The 15280-nt window shown below is 66.3% G+C and carries 10 protein-coding genes and 2 pseudogenes; 3 read left to right on the top strand and 9 right to left on the bottom strand.

Features of this window, described 5'->3' with window-relative positions; all coding sequences use genetic code 11:
* Positions 1-553: 553 nt before the first annotated feature.
* The 3 genes and pseudogenes from ACQ4N9_RS00725 to ACQ4N9_RS00715 form a co-directional block, all read right to left on the bottom strand.
* Complete coding sequence (locus ACQ4N9_RS00725) at positions 554-1576, bottom strand: histone deacetylase family protein (protein WP_390967614.1); 1023 nt, start codon at positions 1574-1576, stop codon at positions 554-556.
* On the bottom strand, positions 1576-2817 hold the full coding sequence (locus ACQ4N9_RS00720; protein WP_390967612.1) for a Zn-dependent hydrolase: 1242 nt from the start codon (positions 2815-2817) through the stop codon (positions 1576-1578). The genes ACQ4N9_RS00725 and ACQ4N9_RS00720 overlap by 1 nt, the downstream gene beginning before the upstream one ends.
* Before the next feature lie 27 nt (positions 2818-2844).
* A pseudogene (locus ACQ4N9_RS00715) lies at positions 2845-4149 on the bottom strand (MFS transporter).
* Positions 4150-4434: 285 nt separating this feature from the next.
* On the opposite strand from ACQ4N9_RS00715, the gene ACQ4N9_RS00710 reads away from it, so the two are divergent.
* Positions 4435-5343 carry a LysR family transcriptional regulator gene (locus ACQ4N9_RS00710; RefSeq protein ID WP_390967611.1) on the top strand — a complete coding sequence of 303 codons (909 nt, stop codon included), beginning with the start codon at positions 4435-4437 and terminating at the stop codon, positions 5341-5343.
* Positions 5344-5349: 6 nt separating this feature from the next.
* Here ACQ4N9_RS00710 and ACQ4N9_RS00705 read toward each other — a convergent pair whose 3' ends face one another.
* Positions 5350-6510, bottom strand: a complete 1161-nt coding sequence (locus ACQ4N9_RS00705) for a GGDEF domain-containing protein (protein WP_390967610.1) — start codon at positions 6508-6510, stop codon at positions 5350-5352.
* A 247-nt stretch (positions 6511-6757) separates the two neighbouring features.
* On the opposite strand from ACQ4N9_RS00705, the gene ACQ4N9_RS00700 reads away from it, so the two are divergent.
* Positions 6758-7714 (top strand): DMT family transporter, encoded by a 957-nt coding sequence (locus tag ACQ4N9_RS00700; protein ID WP_390967609.1) that lies wholly within the window; start codon positions 6758-6760, stop codon positions 7712-7714.
* 13 nt (positions 7715-7727) lie between these two features.
* Here the strand turns inward: ACQ4N9_RS00700 and ACQ4N9_RS00695 are convergent, their stop codons facing one another.
* The 4 genes and pseudogenes from ACQ4N9_RS00695 to ACQ4N9_RS00680 all read right to left on the bottom strand — a co-directional run bounded on the left by ACQ4N9_RS00695 (position 7728) and on the right by ACQ4N9_RS00680 (position 10322).
* Complete coding sequence (locus ACQ4N9_RS00695) at positions 7728-8429, bottom strand: HvfC family RiPP maturation protein (RefSeq protein ID WP_390967608.1); 702 nt, start codon at positions 8427-8429, stop codon at positions 7728-7730.
* Positions 8422-9255, bottom strand: coding sequence for an HvfB family MNIO-type RiPP peptide maturase (locus ACQ4N9_RS00690; RefSeq protein ID WP_390967607.1), 834 nt, complete (start codon positions 9253-9255; stop codon positions 8422-8424). The genes ACQ4N9_RS00695 and ACQ4N9_RS00690 overlap by 8 nt, the downstream gene beginning before the upstream one ends.
* 80 nt (positions 9256-9335) lie before the next feature.
* Positions 9336-9590, bottom strand: a pseudogene (locus ACQ4N9_RS00685) (HvfA family oxazolone/thioamide-modified RiPP metallophore); the annotation flags it as partial.
* 168 nt (positions 9591-9758) lie between these two features.
* Positions 9759-10322 carry a DUF4174 domain-containing protein gene (locus ACQ4N9_RS00680; RefSeq protein WP_390967606.1) on the bottom strand — a complete coding sequence of 188 codons (564 nt, stop codon included), beginning with the start codon at positions 10320-10322 and terminating at the stop codon, positions 9759-9761.
* A 164-nt stretch (positions 10323-10486) separates the two neighbouring features.
* Between ACQ4N9_RS00680 and ACQ4N9_RS00675 the strand changes: the two genes are divergently transcribed.
* Positions 10487-10720: a hypothetical protein gene (locus ACQ4N9_RS00675; protein ID WP_390967605.1), complete on the top strand. Its 234-nt coding sequence runs from the start codon at positions 10487-10489 to the stop codon at positions 10718-10720.
* A 24-nt stretch (positions 10721-10744) separates the two neighbouring features.
* Here the strand turns inward: ACQ4N9_RS00675 and ACQ4N9_RS00670 are convergent, their stop codons facing one another.
* A complete protein-coding gene (locus tag ACQ4N9_RS00670; RefSeq protein ID WP_390967604.1) occupies positions 10745-15223 on the bottom strand; it encodes an NEL-type E3 ubiquitin ligase domain-containing protein in 4479 nt (1492 codons plus the stop codon).
* Positions 15224-15280: the final 57 nt, after the last annotated feature.

Genomic DNA, 15280 nt, shown 5'->3' with positions numbered 1-15280 from the left:
AGCGGCCTGTCAAAGCCATGTCGCTGATGTGCAGCGACCCGGCGAGACTAGTAGGCGGAAATTGCCACCGCAACGGAAAAAGTGCGCGGGCATTATCTTTGGGAAATGGACTACAGGGAAGGTGTGAAATCTGATTGATTGGCTGGGGCTGGCAAGGGTCTGGCTGCAGATTGCATGGGGCGGCAAGGTGCCAGGCGACAGATTTGCAGCGCCCTTGAGATCGAGCGCCGCCCGCGCGGCGCATCGCTGGCAAGCCAGCTCCCACATCTGTTTCGGGCCAGTCACTCCTGTGACTTCATCACTGTCCGCCTTGTTGGTACGACGCGGTATTGAGGTGGGCACCACTGGCGCCTCACATGACTTGAGACATGCACCAAGGCGGGCAGCGGTACCTTCACAGGCATAACTGGCCCGAAACAGACTGTGGGAGCTGGCTTGCCAGCGATGCGCCGCGCGGGCGGCGCTCGATCTCAAGAGCGCTGCAAATCTGTCGCCTGGCACCTGGTGGCCCACATGCGATTCCAAGACAGGCCATGGGGTCAATCAGTTGCCACTAGCGCCAGTCTTCCTTCGCCGCAAAAAACGCCCGCGCATTCGCCTCCAGGCTCTCCAGGTGATACCCGCCCTCCTGCACGATCAGACACGGCAAACGCAACCCACGAATCTGCTCACCCAAACGAGCAAAGCCTTCGGTAGTCACCGCCACCTTGCTCTGCGGGTCCAACTCATAGATATCGAACCCCAGCGACAACACCAGCACTTCGGCACCAAAGTCCTTCACCGCATCCAGCGCCACCTCCAGCCGGCCCATGAAATCATCCTCACTGGCACCGTGGGCCATGGGCAGGTTGAGGTTGTACCCCTCCCCCGCGCCGCTGCCGCGCTCGTCCTCGAAACCGGCGACGCCCGGGTAGAAATTGGTCGGGTCGCCATGCACCGAGACATACAGCACATCACTGCGGTCGTAGAAGATCTCCTGGATGCCCTGGCCGTGGTGCATGTCGGTGTCGAGGATCGCTACCCGGCTGTAACGGCTGCGCAGCGCCTGGGCGGCGACAGCGGCGTTGTTGAGGTAGCAGAAGCCGCCCGCGGCATCGAAGCGGGCATGGTGCCCCGGCGGGCGGCACAGCGCGTAGGCAGCGGGTTCGCCGTCGAGTATCGCCCTGGCCCCGGCAACGGCACTCTGCGCCGACCAATAGGCCGAGCGCCAGGTGTGCTCGCCCACCGGGCAGCTGCCATCGGCCAGGTAGCGCCCGGCCTTGGCGAGGATGCCGCGCAGGGCGTTGGGTTCGCGGACGAAGATGTTGGACATGACTTCGTCGCCCCAGTCCTCGGGCACTTCCTTCCAGCGTGCATGGGCTTCTTCGAGAAAGCGCAGGTACGCCTCGCCGTGCACAGCCTTAAGTGGCGCAAGACCTGCGTCGTCAGGCTGGCGGATGTCGAAGCCCAGGCCCTTGGCGGCCTGCAGCAGGCGCTGGGCGCGCTCGGGGACTTCCTGCGGGGTGCGCATGGCACCGCGGGAGTAGTAGCTGCGCGGGTGGTGCAGCAGCTGTTCGGGGTGGAAATAGCAGCGCATCAGGCGTCTCCTTCGGCAACCTGGCCGGCACGGGCCAGCGCGGCATTGAGCAGTACGTCGACACCCTGGCGGGCGTCCTCGGGCAGCACGTCCTCGGCCTCGTTGTGGCTCAGGCCGCCGACGCAGGGGATGAACACCATCGCCGTCGGGCAGTAGCGCGCCAGCAGGATAGCGTCGTGGCCGGCGCCGCTGACGATGGCTTGCTGGCTGTAGCCCAGCCCGTCCACGGCTTGCTGCACCGCCGCCACGCAGTCGGCGTCGAACGGCGTGGCCGGGCTGACCCAATGGCGTTCGACCGTGACCTTGAGGCCGCGCTGACGGGCAATGGCCTGCAACTGCAAGCCGATATTGCGCTCCATGGCTTCGATGGCCTCGTCGCGGTGATGACGCAGGTCGAGGGTGAAACGCACCCGGCCGGGGATGGTATTGCGCGAGGATTTGGCGATGTCCAGCTCGCCCACGGTGGTCAGGCCCTCGGGGGCAAAGTCGCTGGCCAGTTGCTCGACGGCCTGGATCATCCGCGCCACGCCGTACAGGGCGTCCTTGCGCAGCGCCATCGGCGTGGTTCCGGCATGGGCGGCCATGCCTTCCACGGTCACGTCGAGCCAGCGTATGGCCTGGCCGCCGCTGACCACGCCGATCGCCTTGGCGTTGTCCTCGAGGATCGGGCCCTGCTCGATATGGGCCTCGAAATAGGCGTCCACCTTGCCACCCAGCGGGCGCTGGCCCGCGTAACCGGTGCGCGCCAGTTCATCGGCCACGCTGATGCCGTCGGCATCGCGGATCGCCAGGGCCTGCTGCAGGTCGAGGCTGCCGGTGAACACCGCCGAGCCGAACATGGCCGGGGTGAAGCGGGCGCCCTCTTCGTTGGTCCACACCGCGATCTCCAGCGGCTTGCGGGTGCGGATGCCGAGGTCATTGAGGCGGCGCACCACCTCCAGCCCGGCCAGCACGCCATAGACACCGTCGAAGCGACCGCCCTCGGGCTGGGTGTCGAGGTGGCTGCCCATCATCACCGGCGCAGCATCCACCTCAACGCCCTCGCGACGGGCGAACAGGTTGCCGATGGCGTCCACGCTCAGGCTCAGCCCGGCCTCGCGGCACCAGTGGCCGAACAGTTCGCGACCGGCCTTGTCCTCGTCGCTCAAAGCCAGGCGGCAACTGCCGCCACGGGCGGTGGCGCCGACTTCGGCCATGGCCATCAGGCTCGCCCACAGGCGTTCGCCGTTGCTTTTCAACATTGCAGGTACTCCAGACAAATCAGGGAATCAGGCCAGTTCGAGCTGCTGGCTACGGCTGTACTGGCGCGCAAGGGCCAGCACGCAGACCAGGGAAATACAGGCGATCAGGCTGTAGAACAGCGCCATCGGCCACCACTGGCCGGTGAAACTGTGGGCCAGCCAGGCGCCGATCAGCGGGGTCAGGCCTCCGGCGATGGCGCCGCACACCTGATAGGCCAGGGAGATCGCGGTGTAGCGCACGCGGGTTTCAAACATGCCACTGACTTAGCCGGCGATCACCGCGTAGAACGAGGCCATGCACGCCGCCGCCAGGGCGATGCCGAGCACGATCAGCGAGGCCTGGCCGCTGCCGACCAGCACGAACATCGGGTACGGCGAGGCCATCGCCAGCAGCGCCACCAGGGCCAGGAAGCGCGTGGCGCCGAGCTTCTCCGACAGCCATGCAGCCAGCGGCTGCACGCAGAACTGGATGACCGCCACGAAGAACAGGCATTCGAGGATCAGCGAGCGCTCCAGGTGCAGTTGCTGGGTGGTGTAGCTGATCATGAAGGTATTGGTGAAATAGACCCCGGCGATGCCCAGGGTGTTGGCGCCGATGCACAGCAGCAGTGGGCGCCAGGCGGTGCGCAGCACCTCCAGCACTGGCGCCTGCTCCTTGCGCTGCGCCTTGAGCGCCTGCTCGCGGCTGGCGAGGAACTCGGGCGACTCGTTGACCCCCAGGCGAATCGCCAGGCCCACCAGCAACAGGGCCGCGCTGGCCAGGAACGGCACGCGCCAGCCCCAGCTCATCAGCTCCTCTTCCGGCAGGCGGGTGACCACGCCGAAGGCCAGCAGCGAGAGGATCAGGCCGGCCGGGCTGCCCAGCTGGGCGAACGAGGCGAAGAAGTTGCGCCGGCCCTTGGGCGCATGCTCGCCGGCCATCAGCACCGCCCCGCCCCACTCGCCACCCACGGCGATGCCCTGGACCACCCGCAGCAGGATCAGCAGCACCGGCGCGGTGGCGCCAATCTGCGCGTAGGTCGGCAGCAGGCCGATGCACACGGTGACCACGCCCATCATCACCAGGGTGATCACCAGGGATTTCTTGCGGCCGATGCGGTCGCCCACATGGCCGAATACGATGCCGCCCAAAGGCCGGGCAAAAAAGCCCACGGCGAAGGTGCCGAAGGCGGCCATGGTGCTGAACAGGCTGTTGTCGGAGGGGAAGAACAAGGCACCGAACACCAGGGCGGCGGCAGTGGCATAGATGTAGAAGTCGTACCACTCGATCATGGTGCCGATGAACGCGGCGGCGGCGGCGCGGCGGGGTTGGGGCGAAGCGGCGGGCTTCATGGGGTGGCTCCTTTGTTTGTTGTTCTGGCAGGAGTTGGGGACACGGTTTGCGCTCTTGTGGCGCGTCGCAGTGCGGACCTGAAGGATCGAGTTGGCTGCTTCGCGGGTGAACCCGCTCCCACAGGTCTTGCGCCTACCCTGTGGGAGCGGGTTTACCCGCGAAGCAAGCGACGCCGAACTGGCAGGCCTGCGCTTCAATGACTGCGATTTTTCGGCTCGCCCCTATGATTAGTCAATTTTCTATTTATTATTCGCATTATTAACCCTGCTTATAAAGAGCCCGACATGCCCGACCGCCTGCTCAACGACCGACTCGACTGGAACCTGCTGCGTACCTTCCGAGTAATCGGCCAGGAGCTGTCGATCAGCCGCGCCGCCGCCCGCCTGCACCTGACGCAACCGGCAGTAAGCCAGGCGCTCAAGCGCCTGGAAGAGCAACTCGGGCGCCAGCTCATCGCCCGCCGTGGGCCGCGCTTCGTGCTCACCGAGGTGGGCGAGCAATTGTTCGAACTGGCCGGTGAGGTGTACGGGCAGATGTCGCAGATCGGCGGCCTGCTGGAGCAACCGGCGGACGAACTGGTGGGCAAGGTGCGCCTGCTGATGATCAGCCGTGTCGTCAGCGAACGCCTCGATGACTGCCTGGCCGACTTCCACCGCCAGCACCCGCGGGTGGAGCTGGAAATCGACGTGATGCGCAGCTCGGACATCGTCGCGGCGCTGCAGGAAAAAACCGCCACCGCCGGGCTCAGCCTCAACCGCCGGCCACAGCCGCGCCTGGAGCAGCGCCTGTTTCTGCGCCAGCGCTACGCGTTCTTCTGCGGCAAGCACCATGCCCTGTTCGGCCAGCACCAGAGCGACCTGCAGCGGGAGAATTTCGTCAGCTTCACCAGCGACCAGATCGGCGGGATGCTTTCGCCGCTGACCATCTTCCGTGACCAGCAGGGCTTTGCAGGGCGCATCGTTGCTTCATCGCCGAGCCTGGAGGAAGTGCGGCGCCTGGTGATCGCCGGTTTTGGCATCGGCTGCCTGCCCGAGCATGTGGTGGCGCCGGATGTCGCGGCGGGGCTTTTGTGGAAGCTACCGCCGCTGGAGGGGATCGGCGATGTGGATATTCACCTGCTGTGGAACCGCGAGCAGCGGCTGAGCCGCGCAGAGAGCGCCTTCATCGAGGCACTGCAAAATGGCCTGATCTGAGCCTGGTCAGACAGCGCTGCGCGATCCATCCATCAACTGCAAGCTGTTGCGCCCGGCTCGCTTGGACGCATACAGCAACCGGTCGCCCTGCTCGATCAGTGCCGCCAGGCTGGCCGGCGGGCGGTCGAACAGGTGGGCACCGATGCTCAGGGTCACCGCTTCGGGGGTAGCGCAGGCGTGCGCGGCGGTGTGCTGGAACTGCTGGCGCAAGGCCTCGGCCAGTGCCTCGATACGTCCCCGTGACGCATCGGCCAGCAGGATCACGAACTCGTCGCCGCCCAGGCGTGCGGCAATCGACCGTTCCGGCAACAGCGCGCGGATCATCTCGCTGAGGGCGATCAACAGGCGGTCGCCGGCGCCATGCCCGTGCAGGTCGTTGACCAGTTTGAAGTGATCGATGTCGATCAGCAGCAAGGCGCCGGGGCGCTCGGGCGCGACGTCCTTGAACAGGGCCGGCGCCCGCACTTCCAGGGCACGGCGGTTGTACAGCGCGGTCAGCGGGTCGCGCGCGGCCAGGCGCTCGATGCGCTCTTCGCGGCGGTAGCGCACGGTGCCGGTCATCGACAGGGCGATCAGCATGATCGCCATCGCGCCTTCCACCAAGGAGACCTGGATGATCTGGCCACGGAAGGCACTGAGGTCGATCAGCGTGCCCGGCAGCAGTGCCGGCAGGGTCTTGGCCAGGTAGAACAGGCCGTGGAACAGCAGGATGTAACGCAGCTGCACCGCGCCGACGCTGAACGATTTGCCATGGGGACGCAGCAGCCAGCTGGCCTGCAGGGTGAGCAGCGCGATCATGCTTGACTGGACCACCAGCAAGGTCTTCGACCACTGCGGCCAGTCCGGCAACAGCAACATGGCCAGCCAGGCCGGGATGATCAGGTACCAGGCCCGCGACAGGCGCGTTTCGGTGAAACGCGACACACCCAGCAGGAACAGCCAATGGGCGCTGATCAACATGCCGTTGGCAAACCACACGCCGATGAACAGGTAGCCGCTGCTGCGCAGCAGGGCCAGGGAAGAACCGACGCTGATGATGGCGAAGCTGGCGCTCCAGCACAGCAGCGAAGACTCGCGCACGCTGCTCCACTCCACCGCCAGGTACAGGGCGGCGGCAGCCGCAAGGGCGATGGTGAGCGTGAGGATGGTGGAAGCGTCGAACGCCATGAACGGGGTAGCCTGTGTCTTACGTTTCTAAAGGAAGGATTGTATGCGTTCGTAGGGGTTTTCGCAGGAGGGTTGCCATTCAAATGATGGCACTCATCCGATTCATGCATGCGAACGCAGGTCGCAGCAGACTGGCTCGCTGTGCTAAGTGCGGCGTTGGGTGATTTGTGGAGTCCGACAGGTTATGGTCGAAACGCTTGTCGGCCGGCACATCGTTGGCCAGTACTCATTTCGCCACGGACCCGCCATGCCCCGCCTGCCCGCCCCGCTCCACCGTGCCCTTGCCAATGGCAGCCTCTACGCCGCGCTCGCGGCGCTGGGTTTCAGCTTCAAGGCAATCTTCGTCAAGCTCGCCTACGCCGCAGGGCCCGTGGATGCGATCAGCCTGCTGGCGCTGCGCATGGCCATGTCCTTGCCGTTGTTCGCCTGGCTTGTGTGGTTCAGTCGCAAGCAAGGCGGTAGCGCGCTCACGCCTGGGGACGGGCTGCGCGTGGCGCTGCTCGGGCTGTTCGGTTATTACCTGGCGAGCCTTTTCGACTTCTACGGCTTGCAGTACATCAGCGCCGGGTTGGAGCGGCTGATCCTGTTCACCTACCCAACCCTGGTGCTGCTGATCCAGGCCGTTGCCCAACGCGAGCGCCCCACCCTGCGCACCCTGGCGGCCATGGGCCTGTGCTACCTGGGGCTGGGCGTCGCCTTTGTCCACGACATCAGCGTCACGGGGGTGGGCGGCCAGGTGGTGCTTGGCGCGGTGTGGGTGTTCGCCAGCGCGGTGACCTATGCGCTGTATTACGCCGGCACCGGGGCGATGCTCAAACGCATGGGCTCGATGCGCCTGGCCGGGTTGTGTGGCACAGCCTCGTCGCTGATGGTGCTGGCCCATTACCTGTCGGTGGCCGAGGTGGCGCCACTGTTCGAGCTGCCTGGGGCGGTATGGGGGAATGCGGCAATGATGGCGCTGTTTTCCACGGTGCTGCCAATCTACTGGGTGGCCTTGGCGATCCAGCGCCTGGGGCCGACTCACACTGCGGCAGTGGGCAACCTGGGGCCGGTACTGACGGTGCTGGCGTCTTGGGCGATCCTGGGCGAGGCGATTTCGCTGTACCAGGTGATCGGGCTGGCCGTGGTGTTGTTCGCGGTGTCGCGCTTGAAGCCTGCGAAAAAAACCGAGGCCGTAACGCCGGGCAAGCAGGCCGAGGTGTAGGTCGGCTGCAGCCTCAAAGCCTGGTCCCGACGATGACACCCTGCCCGCGCAACTGCTCCAGCAGCGCCAGGCCATCCGCTTCATCCTTGCCCAGTGCACGTAGACGTTGCCTTCCAGTGCCAGGCAAACCAACCAGCAACTGCCAGGCCAATGGCGCCAGGCGGGCGAAGCGAACCTGCAGGTCGATATCGCGGTACACCAGCAGCAAGGTCGGTGCCTCGGGCGCTTCGCTCGGCTGGAAGTCCGGGCCGATGCGCTCCACCGGCCAACGATAGGCCAACACGCGGGCCACACAGGACAGCAACGGCTCGCCGGCCAGCAGATCACCGTCGGGGTGATGGGGCGGGTCTTGCGCATCGCTCAGGTACAGCTGCGCCTCGACCCATTCGTAATGCGCCAGTTCCAGTTGCCAGGGCGTATCGAGGTCGATGCCTTGCAGGTAATCGATGAACGCCTCGGCGATTTCGGTGAACAACGGCGTCTGACTGCGGTAGTTGGCGTAGAAGTCGTGTACCCGGGCATGCCAGCGTTGCTCACCGAGGGTTTGCCGCAACACCGGGAAACTGCCGGCCAGCAGGCTTTCGATAGCGCCGTAGAACAGCTCGCGATAGACCTTCAGGCGCCGCGCCTCGATACCCGGCGGTGGCGGGTTGGCGGCCGGGTCGCGCAGGTGCCGGGCCAGGGTGAACTGTTGCTCGCGCAGGGTTTCAGGCATGGCAGGGTGCTCCGTGGCGCTGTTGCAGGGCGCGGATGTGCGCCGTCTCGGCCAGCAGCTCGGCCAGCGGCGGGTAGTTGAAGTCGCGCTCGAGCACCGTGGGGTGGGCGCCGAAACGCTGGCAGGCGCTGGCGAACAAGGCCCAGACATCCGCCTTGACCGGTGCGCCATGGGTATCGACCTTAAGGTCCGGGGCCTCGTCGTAATGCCCCGCCACATGCATGCCCACTACCCGCTCGCGGGGGATGCCGGCGAGGAACGCCTGGGCGTCATAGCGGTGGTTGCAGGCATTGACGAAGACGTTGTTGACGTCCAGCAGCAGGTCGCAATCGGCCTCGTCGAGTACCGCGCGGATGAACTGCAGTTCACTCATGGCCTGGTAGGGGGCGGCGTAATAGCTGATGTTCTCGACCGCAATGCGCCGGCCCAGCAGGTCCTGGGCCTGGCGGATACGTGCCGCCACCTGTCGCACGGCCTCGTCGGTGAACGGGATCGGCATCAGGTCGTAGAGATGGCCGTCGTCGCTGCAGTAGCTCAGGTGCTCGCTGTACAGGCGCACCTGATGACGGTCGAGGAACTGCCGGGTGCGGGCGAGAAAGGCGACGTCCAGTGGCGCGGTGCCGCCCAGCGACAATGACAGGCCGTGGCAGGCAATGGCGAAGCGCTCGGCCAGCTGCGCCAGGCCTTGACCGTAAACACCGCCGACCCCGATCCAGTTCTCCGGGGCGCATTCGAGAAAATCGACCGCGCCGGCCGGCATCGCCAGTAACTCGGGCAGCAGGCCGCGACGCAGGCCGAGGCCTGTGTGCAAAGGTTGCGCATTCATGGGTCAGCCTCCAGAAAAGCGCGCGGCGCCCAAGGCGCCACGCTACAGCAAGGGGATCAGGCTTTACCTTTGCCTTCGGCGCCGCACTTGCCTTCGCCGCACTTGCCCTCTGCCTTGTCGGCCTTCGCGTCGGCACCACATTTGCCTTCGGCCTGGCTGGCCTTGCCGCTGCCGCCACATTTGCCCTCGCCGCATTTGCCTTCACCGGCGGCCTTGGCCGCTGCCAGCTGGTAGCCCTGGCTCAAGGGTTCAACGGCAAACGCACTGTTGCCCAGAACCAGGCCACCGAGCAGGGTGGCGCCGAGCAGGCTGAGGGTCTTGGGGGTCGATTTCATGGTGTCGCTCCACTTGTGGTTGGAAAGTGGAGCCATTGAAACGGCGCGGTGTGTCGTGGGTGTATCGCGATGAGCGGCGTTTTGTATGCCAGTCGGTCGTGATGAGGCGCAGATACACAGTGATACAGGAAAGGCCCCCTGCTGGCGCAGAAGGCCGTGGCAGAGCGGTCAGTCGTCCAGAGGCTTGGGCGGTTCGGCAGGCTTGGCCGGTTTGGCGGGCTTGGCGGGCTTGCTGTCCTTGGCCTTGGGTTCGGCCGGCGCCACCGCCACCGGCTCCGGCGCGGTGACCGCCTTTTCACTGGCCGGCAGTTCGTCGACAGCCTTGAAGATCACCTGCGGGTCGATTTTTTCACCGCTGTCATCATCCTTGAGTACGTGGCGTTCGCCATCCTTGCCCACCAGGATCACCTTGGTGCCCTTGCTGGCGCCGAGCTGCAGCTCGCGAATCAGGGCCATGGTGGTCTGCTGCTCGAGGTTCTTGTCCTCACGTTTACCCATCATCTGGGCGACGCTGTACAGCACCAGCCCACGCTCCTTGAAACCGGCCTGCACGGCCGGGTCTTTCAAGGCCTCGTTGAGGCCGCGCAAGGTCGGGTCGGCGCTGCTGGGCGCAATCACCACCAGCGGCCGCGCTTTGCCCTGCTCCTTGGCCAGGGGGGCATCGCTGTCGGCGGCCAATGCGGGGACGGCAAAGGCGAACAGGGTGGCGAGGGTCAGTGACCTGACGAGCATGGGCATCTCCTTGTTAATTCTCATGACTACAGATCCTGGCGAAAGATCCGACATGCGAGCCTAAACCACCGAACCCGGCGGACAACGCGGGCAAAAGTAACTTGCGATGTCTGAGTGGTAATGGGGTGCGACACCCTGAGCATAGTCCAACCGCCCGCGGGCCAATGGCTGGAGGCATTGTGATAGCAGGCGCGCGCCTCGAGGCAGGCATCGCTTGTTCACATTCAGTAAGGAATACGCCCCTGAAAGCGTTTGTCATCAGCGTTAGCAGCATCGTCCTGCAGGTTGCCCTGGGCTCGATCTGGCTGGTTGCTCTGATCACCCTGTTCAGGCTTGGGTTCCTGCAAGGGATGGGTATTTTCGTCGGCGGCAGCAGGCTCAACGCCAGCAGCGGCTGAGCCGCCGCCCTCCCCCGCGCCTGGTCAGCCGGCGCCTTGCGCACGCATGGCCTGCTCGGTCAGCTCCAGCATCAGGGCCCGCCGCGCCGCCTGACGCTGGTCACGCACGCTGTTCACCTGGGTCACCAGTTCCCCCTCGGCACCCGCCCCGTCCATCAGGCTGGCCAGGCGCTCTTGATAGGGCTCGTCGAGCGCCGCCAGCCGCTCACCCTGCACGCGCTCCAGCCACAGCTGCCAGAACTCGCGGTCTACCAGCGCCCTGGCAAGGTCCTCAGTGTTCTCGGCCGCCAGCACCTGCGCCTGGGCCAGGTCGAGCTGCGCCGTATCGATATTGGCGATCTCGGCGAAGGTCATGTCACCGGGTTGCGCAGGAAGGTCAAGCGCCTCGCGCAAGCCAATGCGATAAGCCAGCACCACTTCGATCTGATCGACATCCCGCCCCGCAGCCCCGCGCGCCTGAATGTCTTCCAGGGCGATTCGCTCCACCTGCTCCAGCCGCCACAGCTGTTTGCCCAGGTGCAGCAGGGCCGCCTGTTCGCCCCCGGCGCCAGCCTCGGCGCAGGCCTTCCACACCAGCATGCGCAGTTCCAGGTTGCTGAAACTCAAGGCGACGCTGTCCTGGCAAGTCAAGGTCTGGGCTGCCTGCTCGAACAGGGCCTGGCGCAGATCGCCGTGAATGCGCGCGGCTTCGAGCATGCTGAACACCCGCTCGGCCAGCGCGGCGGGGCGCTGACGATAATCACTGGTGCCCTGCAGGCGCCCGAGCAAACCGAAAAAGTCACCTGAGCCTTCCTCGGCCTCCAGTGCATCCCAGTCTGCGGCATGCTCGGCCCTGGCGGCATCGCCCAGGGCCTGCAGCCAACCCTGGCGCGAGGATGCCGTCATGGCTCCGGCCTCGCCGCTCGCGCCCAGTTGGGCACGCAGGTACAGCTCGACACGCAGTGAGGTCTCCTCATCCAGCGGGTTGCCCTCCAGCAGGATCGTGCTGCTGATCCATATGGGCGTCTGGAAGAAGCGCTCAGGCAAGGTGCTGATGTGGTTCTCGCGCAGGTCGGCAACTACCAGCTCCAGTCGCCCCAGCAAGGCCGACGGCACACCTGGCAATTGCGCCGCACGCAGGTTGAGATTACGCAAGCGGTTCAACCGGCGCACCGAGAAGGTCCGCCCCAGCGGGTTGTGCGACAGGTTCAGGTATTGCAGGTGGGTGCAGCGTTCCAACGCGTGTACCTGCGTCGAGTCGAGGGCGATGCGGTTGTCGTACAGGTCCAGCTCAGCCAGCTCGCTAAGCGTTTCCAGGCCTTCCGGCAGGCGCTCCAGACGGTTGCCGCTCAGCTCCAGCACCCGCACACCGGGGAACGCCCGCAAGAAACCACGGGACACACTGCGCAGGCCCATGCCACGAAACGACAGTTCGCGCACATGGGCGAAACTGATGCTCTCGGGCAACTCGGGCAAAGCGTCCAGGCTGATGCCCAGCAGGTTCAGGCGGTAGCCGGACACTTCGAAAGTGCTACCGAAGATCCGTGCCCCCATGCGCTGCCAGCCACGTATCAGCGCCTCGGCAAAATGACTGCGCTCACGGCGCTCGGACGCATCGCTGGCGAAACCGGCCCAGTCACGCAACGTCGCCCGCAACGCCGACAGCTCGCTGGCCAGGTGCGCCAATTGCACCTCTATCTGCTGCCCCGCCCTACGCAGACGCAGCGCCCACTGCTCGATTTCCAGGTCCTCGAAAAGCGGATACACAGCGCGGACCATGGCGTACAACGCCCGCGGTCGCCCCTGGCCTGCGCCGCGCCCGCTCAGGGGATAGCCCAGACGCCCGTCGGCCAGCCGCCGAGGCGGGCGGAACCAGCCAACCGGGCCGGCCTGCCCAAGCAGGCCCTCGACCCGCGTACGGTCCGTGGCGGCGAGCCTGCCCAGTATCACCCGCAGGTTGTGACCGAAGGGCTCGGCCACACCCAGTGCATCACGCTGCTCATCGGTGAAGCCGGCCGCCAGCGCCTCGAACAGATCCCCCGGCGCCTGGGTCAACGCTTTGCCCTGCCCATCGAACAGCTGGAAGCCTCGTGCGGCATGCAACAGCTCGAGCCGGCGCGCCTGCGGCGCCGGCGCCACCTCCCACGACGGGGACGCCGACAGCGAACCTTGGTAAAGCCCCCACCCCTGGCCTGGCACGGCGCCGGGCAGGTGCTCGCACAGTCCCAGGGCGACCCGGGCCAGGTCCAGGGTTTGCGGCACATCCAGGTAGAACCCCTGGTAAACCCGTGCCACGCGGGCGCGCCGCACTTCGCGCCGCGCCGCCTCGGCCAGCGCCAGCGGCACACGCCCGCCCGCCTCCATACGCTGACGCTCGGCTACGTTCGCGCCATCGACCAGGCCCTGGGCTACGGTGCTGGGCAGGCCCGGGAAGTCGCGGCGCAACAAGGCGGCCGGCGGCGTCTCGCTGTCCTGGGTCGCCGCCTCCAGGCGCTCGAACAAGGCCCGACGGTCATCCCATACCCGCTCGGCCAGCGCCTGATCGGACAGGCCCTGCGCGCCAGGCAGAGCCTGAGCATGGGCCAGGACCGTGGCGTCGGTTGCCGGTTGGCCACTGCGCAACTGCCGGACCAATGTGCGGATGCGCACGTCCAGCGTGGTGCGCCGGGTGCAGTCGAGCAGCAACGGGTCGGCTGCCACCCCCTGCACATGCACCGCTCGCAGGTGATCGGCATGGGTGTCGGTGGCCAGCAGGATTTGCGCGATGTCCTCATCTTCCAGTGCATAGCCGGTCAACCCCAGGCGCCTGAACAGGTGCATCTCGTCGGCCCATTCGCCGGGCTGTTCCGACCACAGGCGCCAGGCGCCGACACCATTGCCCAGCAACAGCGGGGCACGGCCGTCACGCGGGGCCAGGCGCCAACCGCCATCGTGCTGCTCGACGGGGTAGTAGCGTTGATCCAGCTCGACCCAGCTGCGGTTGCCCAGGTGCCGCAGGCCAGTTCGATCGCGTTGTGCCAGTGCCGGGAGTGCCTCGCTGGTGTACGTGGTCAGGTCCGCGCTGCACAGTCGCACCGTGCCATCGGCCAGGGTGTGCGAGACCCCTTCGTCCACCAACGCCGCCCGCGTCCAGACGGCCCGGGCTGCCGCCACCCCGGCACCGGTAGCCGCCACCAGCACAAGGTCGCCGGCGACCCGGAAAAGATGGTCGAGCGCCGCGCTGCGATCGCCTTCATGCCAGGCCTCGAAGCCGTGAAAGACATCGCCCAACAGCTGCCAAGCGGCCACACCGAGCAGGGCCAGCCCCACTCCAGGCACGAACAGCCCGGCCAGGTTGAGCAACGCCCAGCCCTCGCTGGCCAGGCACTGGTCATGCTCGCGCTGCACCGCACGATCCAGTTGTGCCACCGGGGTGGCGATCTGCGCCGCGTCGTCCTTGATCTGGGCCACCAGCGTGTTGGCCAGGTTGTCGAACAGCGGCGCTGGCCAGTCCGCCATATGTTCTTGCAGGTCGATATTGGCCAGCTCGGACAGCCCCGCATAACCCTCCACGACCGCCGAGAAGAATGCCTGGCTGTCACGCCGGCGCACGAAGCGGCTGAAGAAACGCTGGTAAGGCGCCGTGCGCAGGCGCTTGCCCAGGTCGTTGGCAAATTGGCGCAGGGTCGGGTAGGCCCGCAGCGGCGCCAGCGGATCGCCGGGGATGAATACGATGACCCGCCGCGACGAGGTGTACAGCGGACTCCAGCTTTCATCGCGCACATCCAGCACGATGATCTGCTCCAGGGTGCTGCCCAGTAACTTGAGGCGTCGGGCCCGCACGGGGTCGCCACGCAACTGCAGCACGGGCTCGTCGGCACACAGGTCGATCAGCAACTGCTGCTCCTGGCTGTCCAGCTCGCCCTTGAGCCTGGCGATGTGCGCCTCCACCCGCAGGGCCTGACGCTGATGCCCGGCCAACAGTTCACGCACCTGCCGCCCCGCCTCGCCGGGTGGCTGCAGGACGCTGGCCAGGTGCCGCTGGTACTGGCCGCCAAGGTCGAGCGTCCGGCAGAACCCGGCGAAGCGGCCGGCACTGGGCAGGCCAGGCCGATTGGCGACTGTATCGACCAGGCGGTTGCCAGCCAGTTGCTGGCCTTGCGCTTCGTCCGCGGTGAAGTTACGCAAGGCCGCCTCAAGCAGCGAAATATTCGAGTACACGGCCTGGCTCACTGGCCAGCCGATCGGTTGCGAAGTGACCACCGGCTCTTTGTGCCCCGTTCGAAAGGCGATGCGCTCATCATCCAGACCGTCCAACTGGTCCTTGAGCGCCTGACGCAGCAAGGGCCTGCAGAATGCCTCGATGCCTTGCAGCTTGCCCATCAGCTCAGCGCACTGCTCGCGCGCCTGCAGGCTGGCCGCCATGGCCTGGCGCAGCACGTCGATCTGCTCGGGTGTGGCAGCCCGCAGCCATGCCGGTAGCGCGTTGCCGATCAGCCGGTCCTGGAACTGCTCGGCAATGGTCTTGTCGTGTGCTGGCGTCATCGCCCGCCCTCCCTGATTGAATGAAGGCAGGCAGGTTAGGGATGCGGGCGCGCAGGC

The organism is Pseudomonas sp. ES1 (assembly GCF_050586605.1).
Classification (GTDB): domain Bacteria; phylum Pseudomonadota; class Gammaproteobacteria; order Pseudomonadales; family Pseudomonadaceae; genus Aquipseudomonas; species Aquipseudomonas sichuanensis.
This window is presented reverse-complemented; position numbering and strand designations above follow the sequence as displayed.

Bases quoted from the DNA above. Each gene is read 5' to 3' on its own strand.
- ACQ4N9_RS00725 (WP_390967614.1), bottom strand. From the start codon at position 1,576: ATGCGCTGCTATTTCCACCCCGAACAGCTGCTGCACCACCCGCGCAGC.
- ACQ4N9_RS00720 (WP_390967612.1), bottom strand. From the start codon at position 2,817: ATGTTGAAAAGCAACGGCGAACGCCTGTGGGCGAGCCTGATGGCCATG.
- ACQ4N9_RS00710 (WP_390967611.1), top strand. From the start codon at position 4,435: ATGCCCGACCGCCTGCTCAACGACCGACTCGACTGGAACCTGCTGCGT.
- ACQ4N9_RS00705 (WP_390967610.1), bottom strand. From the start codon at position 6,510: ATGGCGTTCGACGCTTCCACCATCCTCACGCTCACCATCGCCCTTGCG.
- ACQ4N9_RS00700 (WP_390967609.1), top strand. From the start codon at position 6,758: ATGCCCCGCCTGCCCGCCCCGCTCCACCGTGCCCTTGCCAATGGCAGC.
- ACQ4N9_RS00695 (WP_390967608.1), bottom strand. From the start codon at position 8,429: ATGCCTGAAACCCTGCGCGAGCAACAGTTCACCCTGGCCCGGCACCTG.
- ACQ4N9_RS00690 (WP_390967607.1), bottom strand. From the start codon at position 9,255: ATGAATGCGCAACCTTTGCACACAGGCCTCGGCCTGCGTCGCGGCCTG.
- ACQ4N9_RS00680 (WP_390967606.1), bottom strand. From the start codon at position 10,322: ATGCTCGTCAGGTCACTGACCCTCGCCACCCTGTTCGCCTTTGCCGTC.
- ACQ4N9_RS00675 (WP_390967605.1), top strand. From the start codon at position 10,487: ATGGCTGGAGGCATTGTGATAGCAGGCGCGCGCCTCGAGGCAGGCATC.
- ACQ4N9_RS00670 (WP_390967604.1), bottom strand. From the start codon at position 15,223: ATGACGCCAGCACACGACAAGACCATTGCCGAGCAGTTCCAGGACCGG.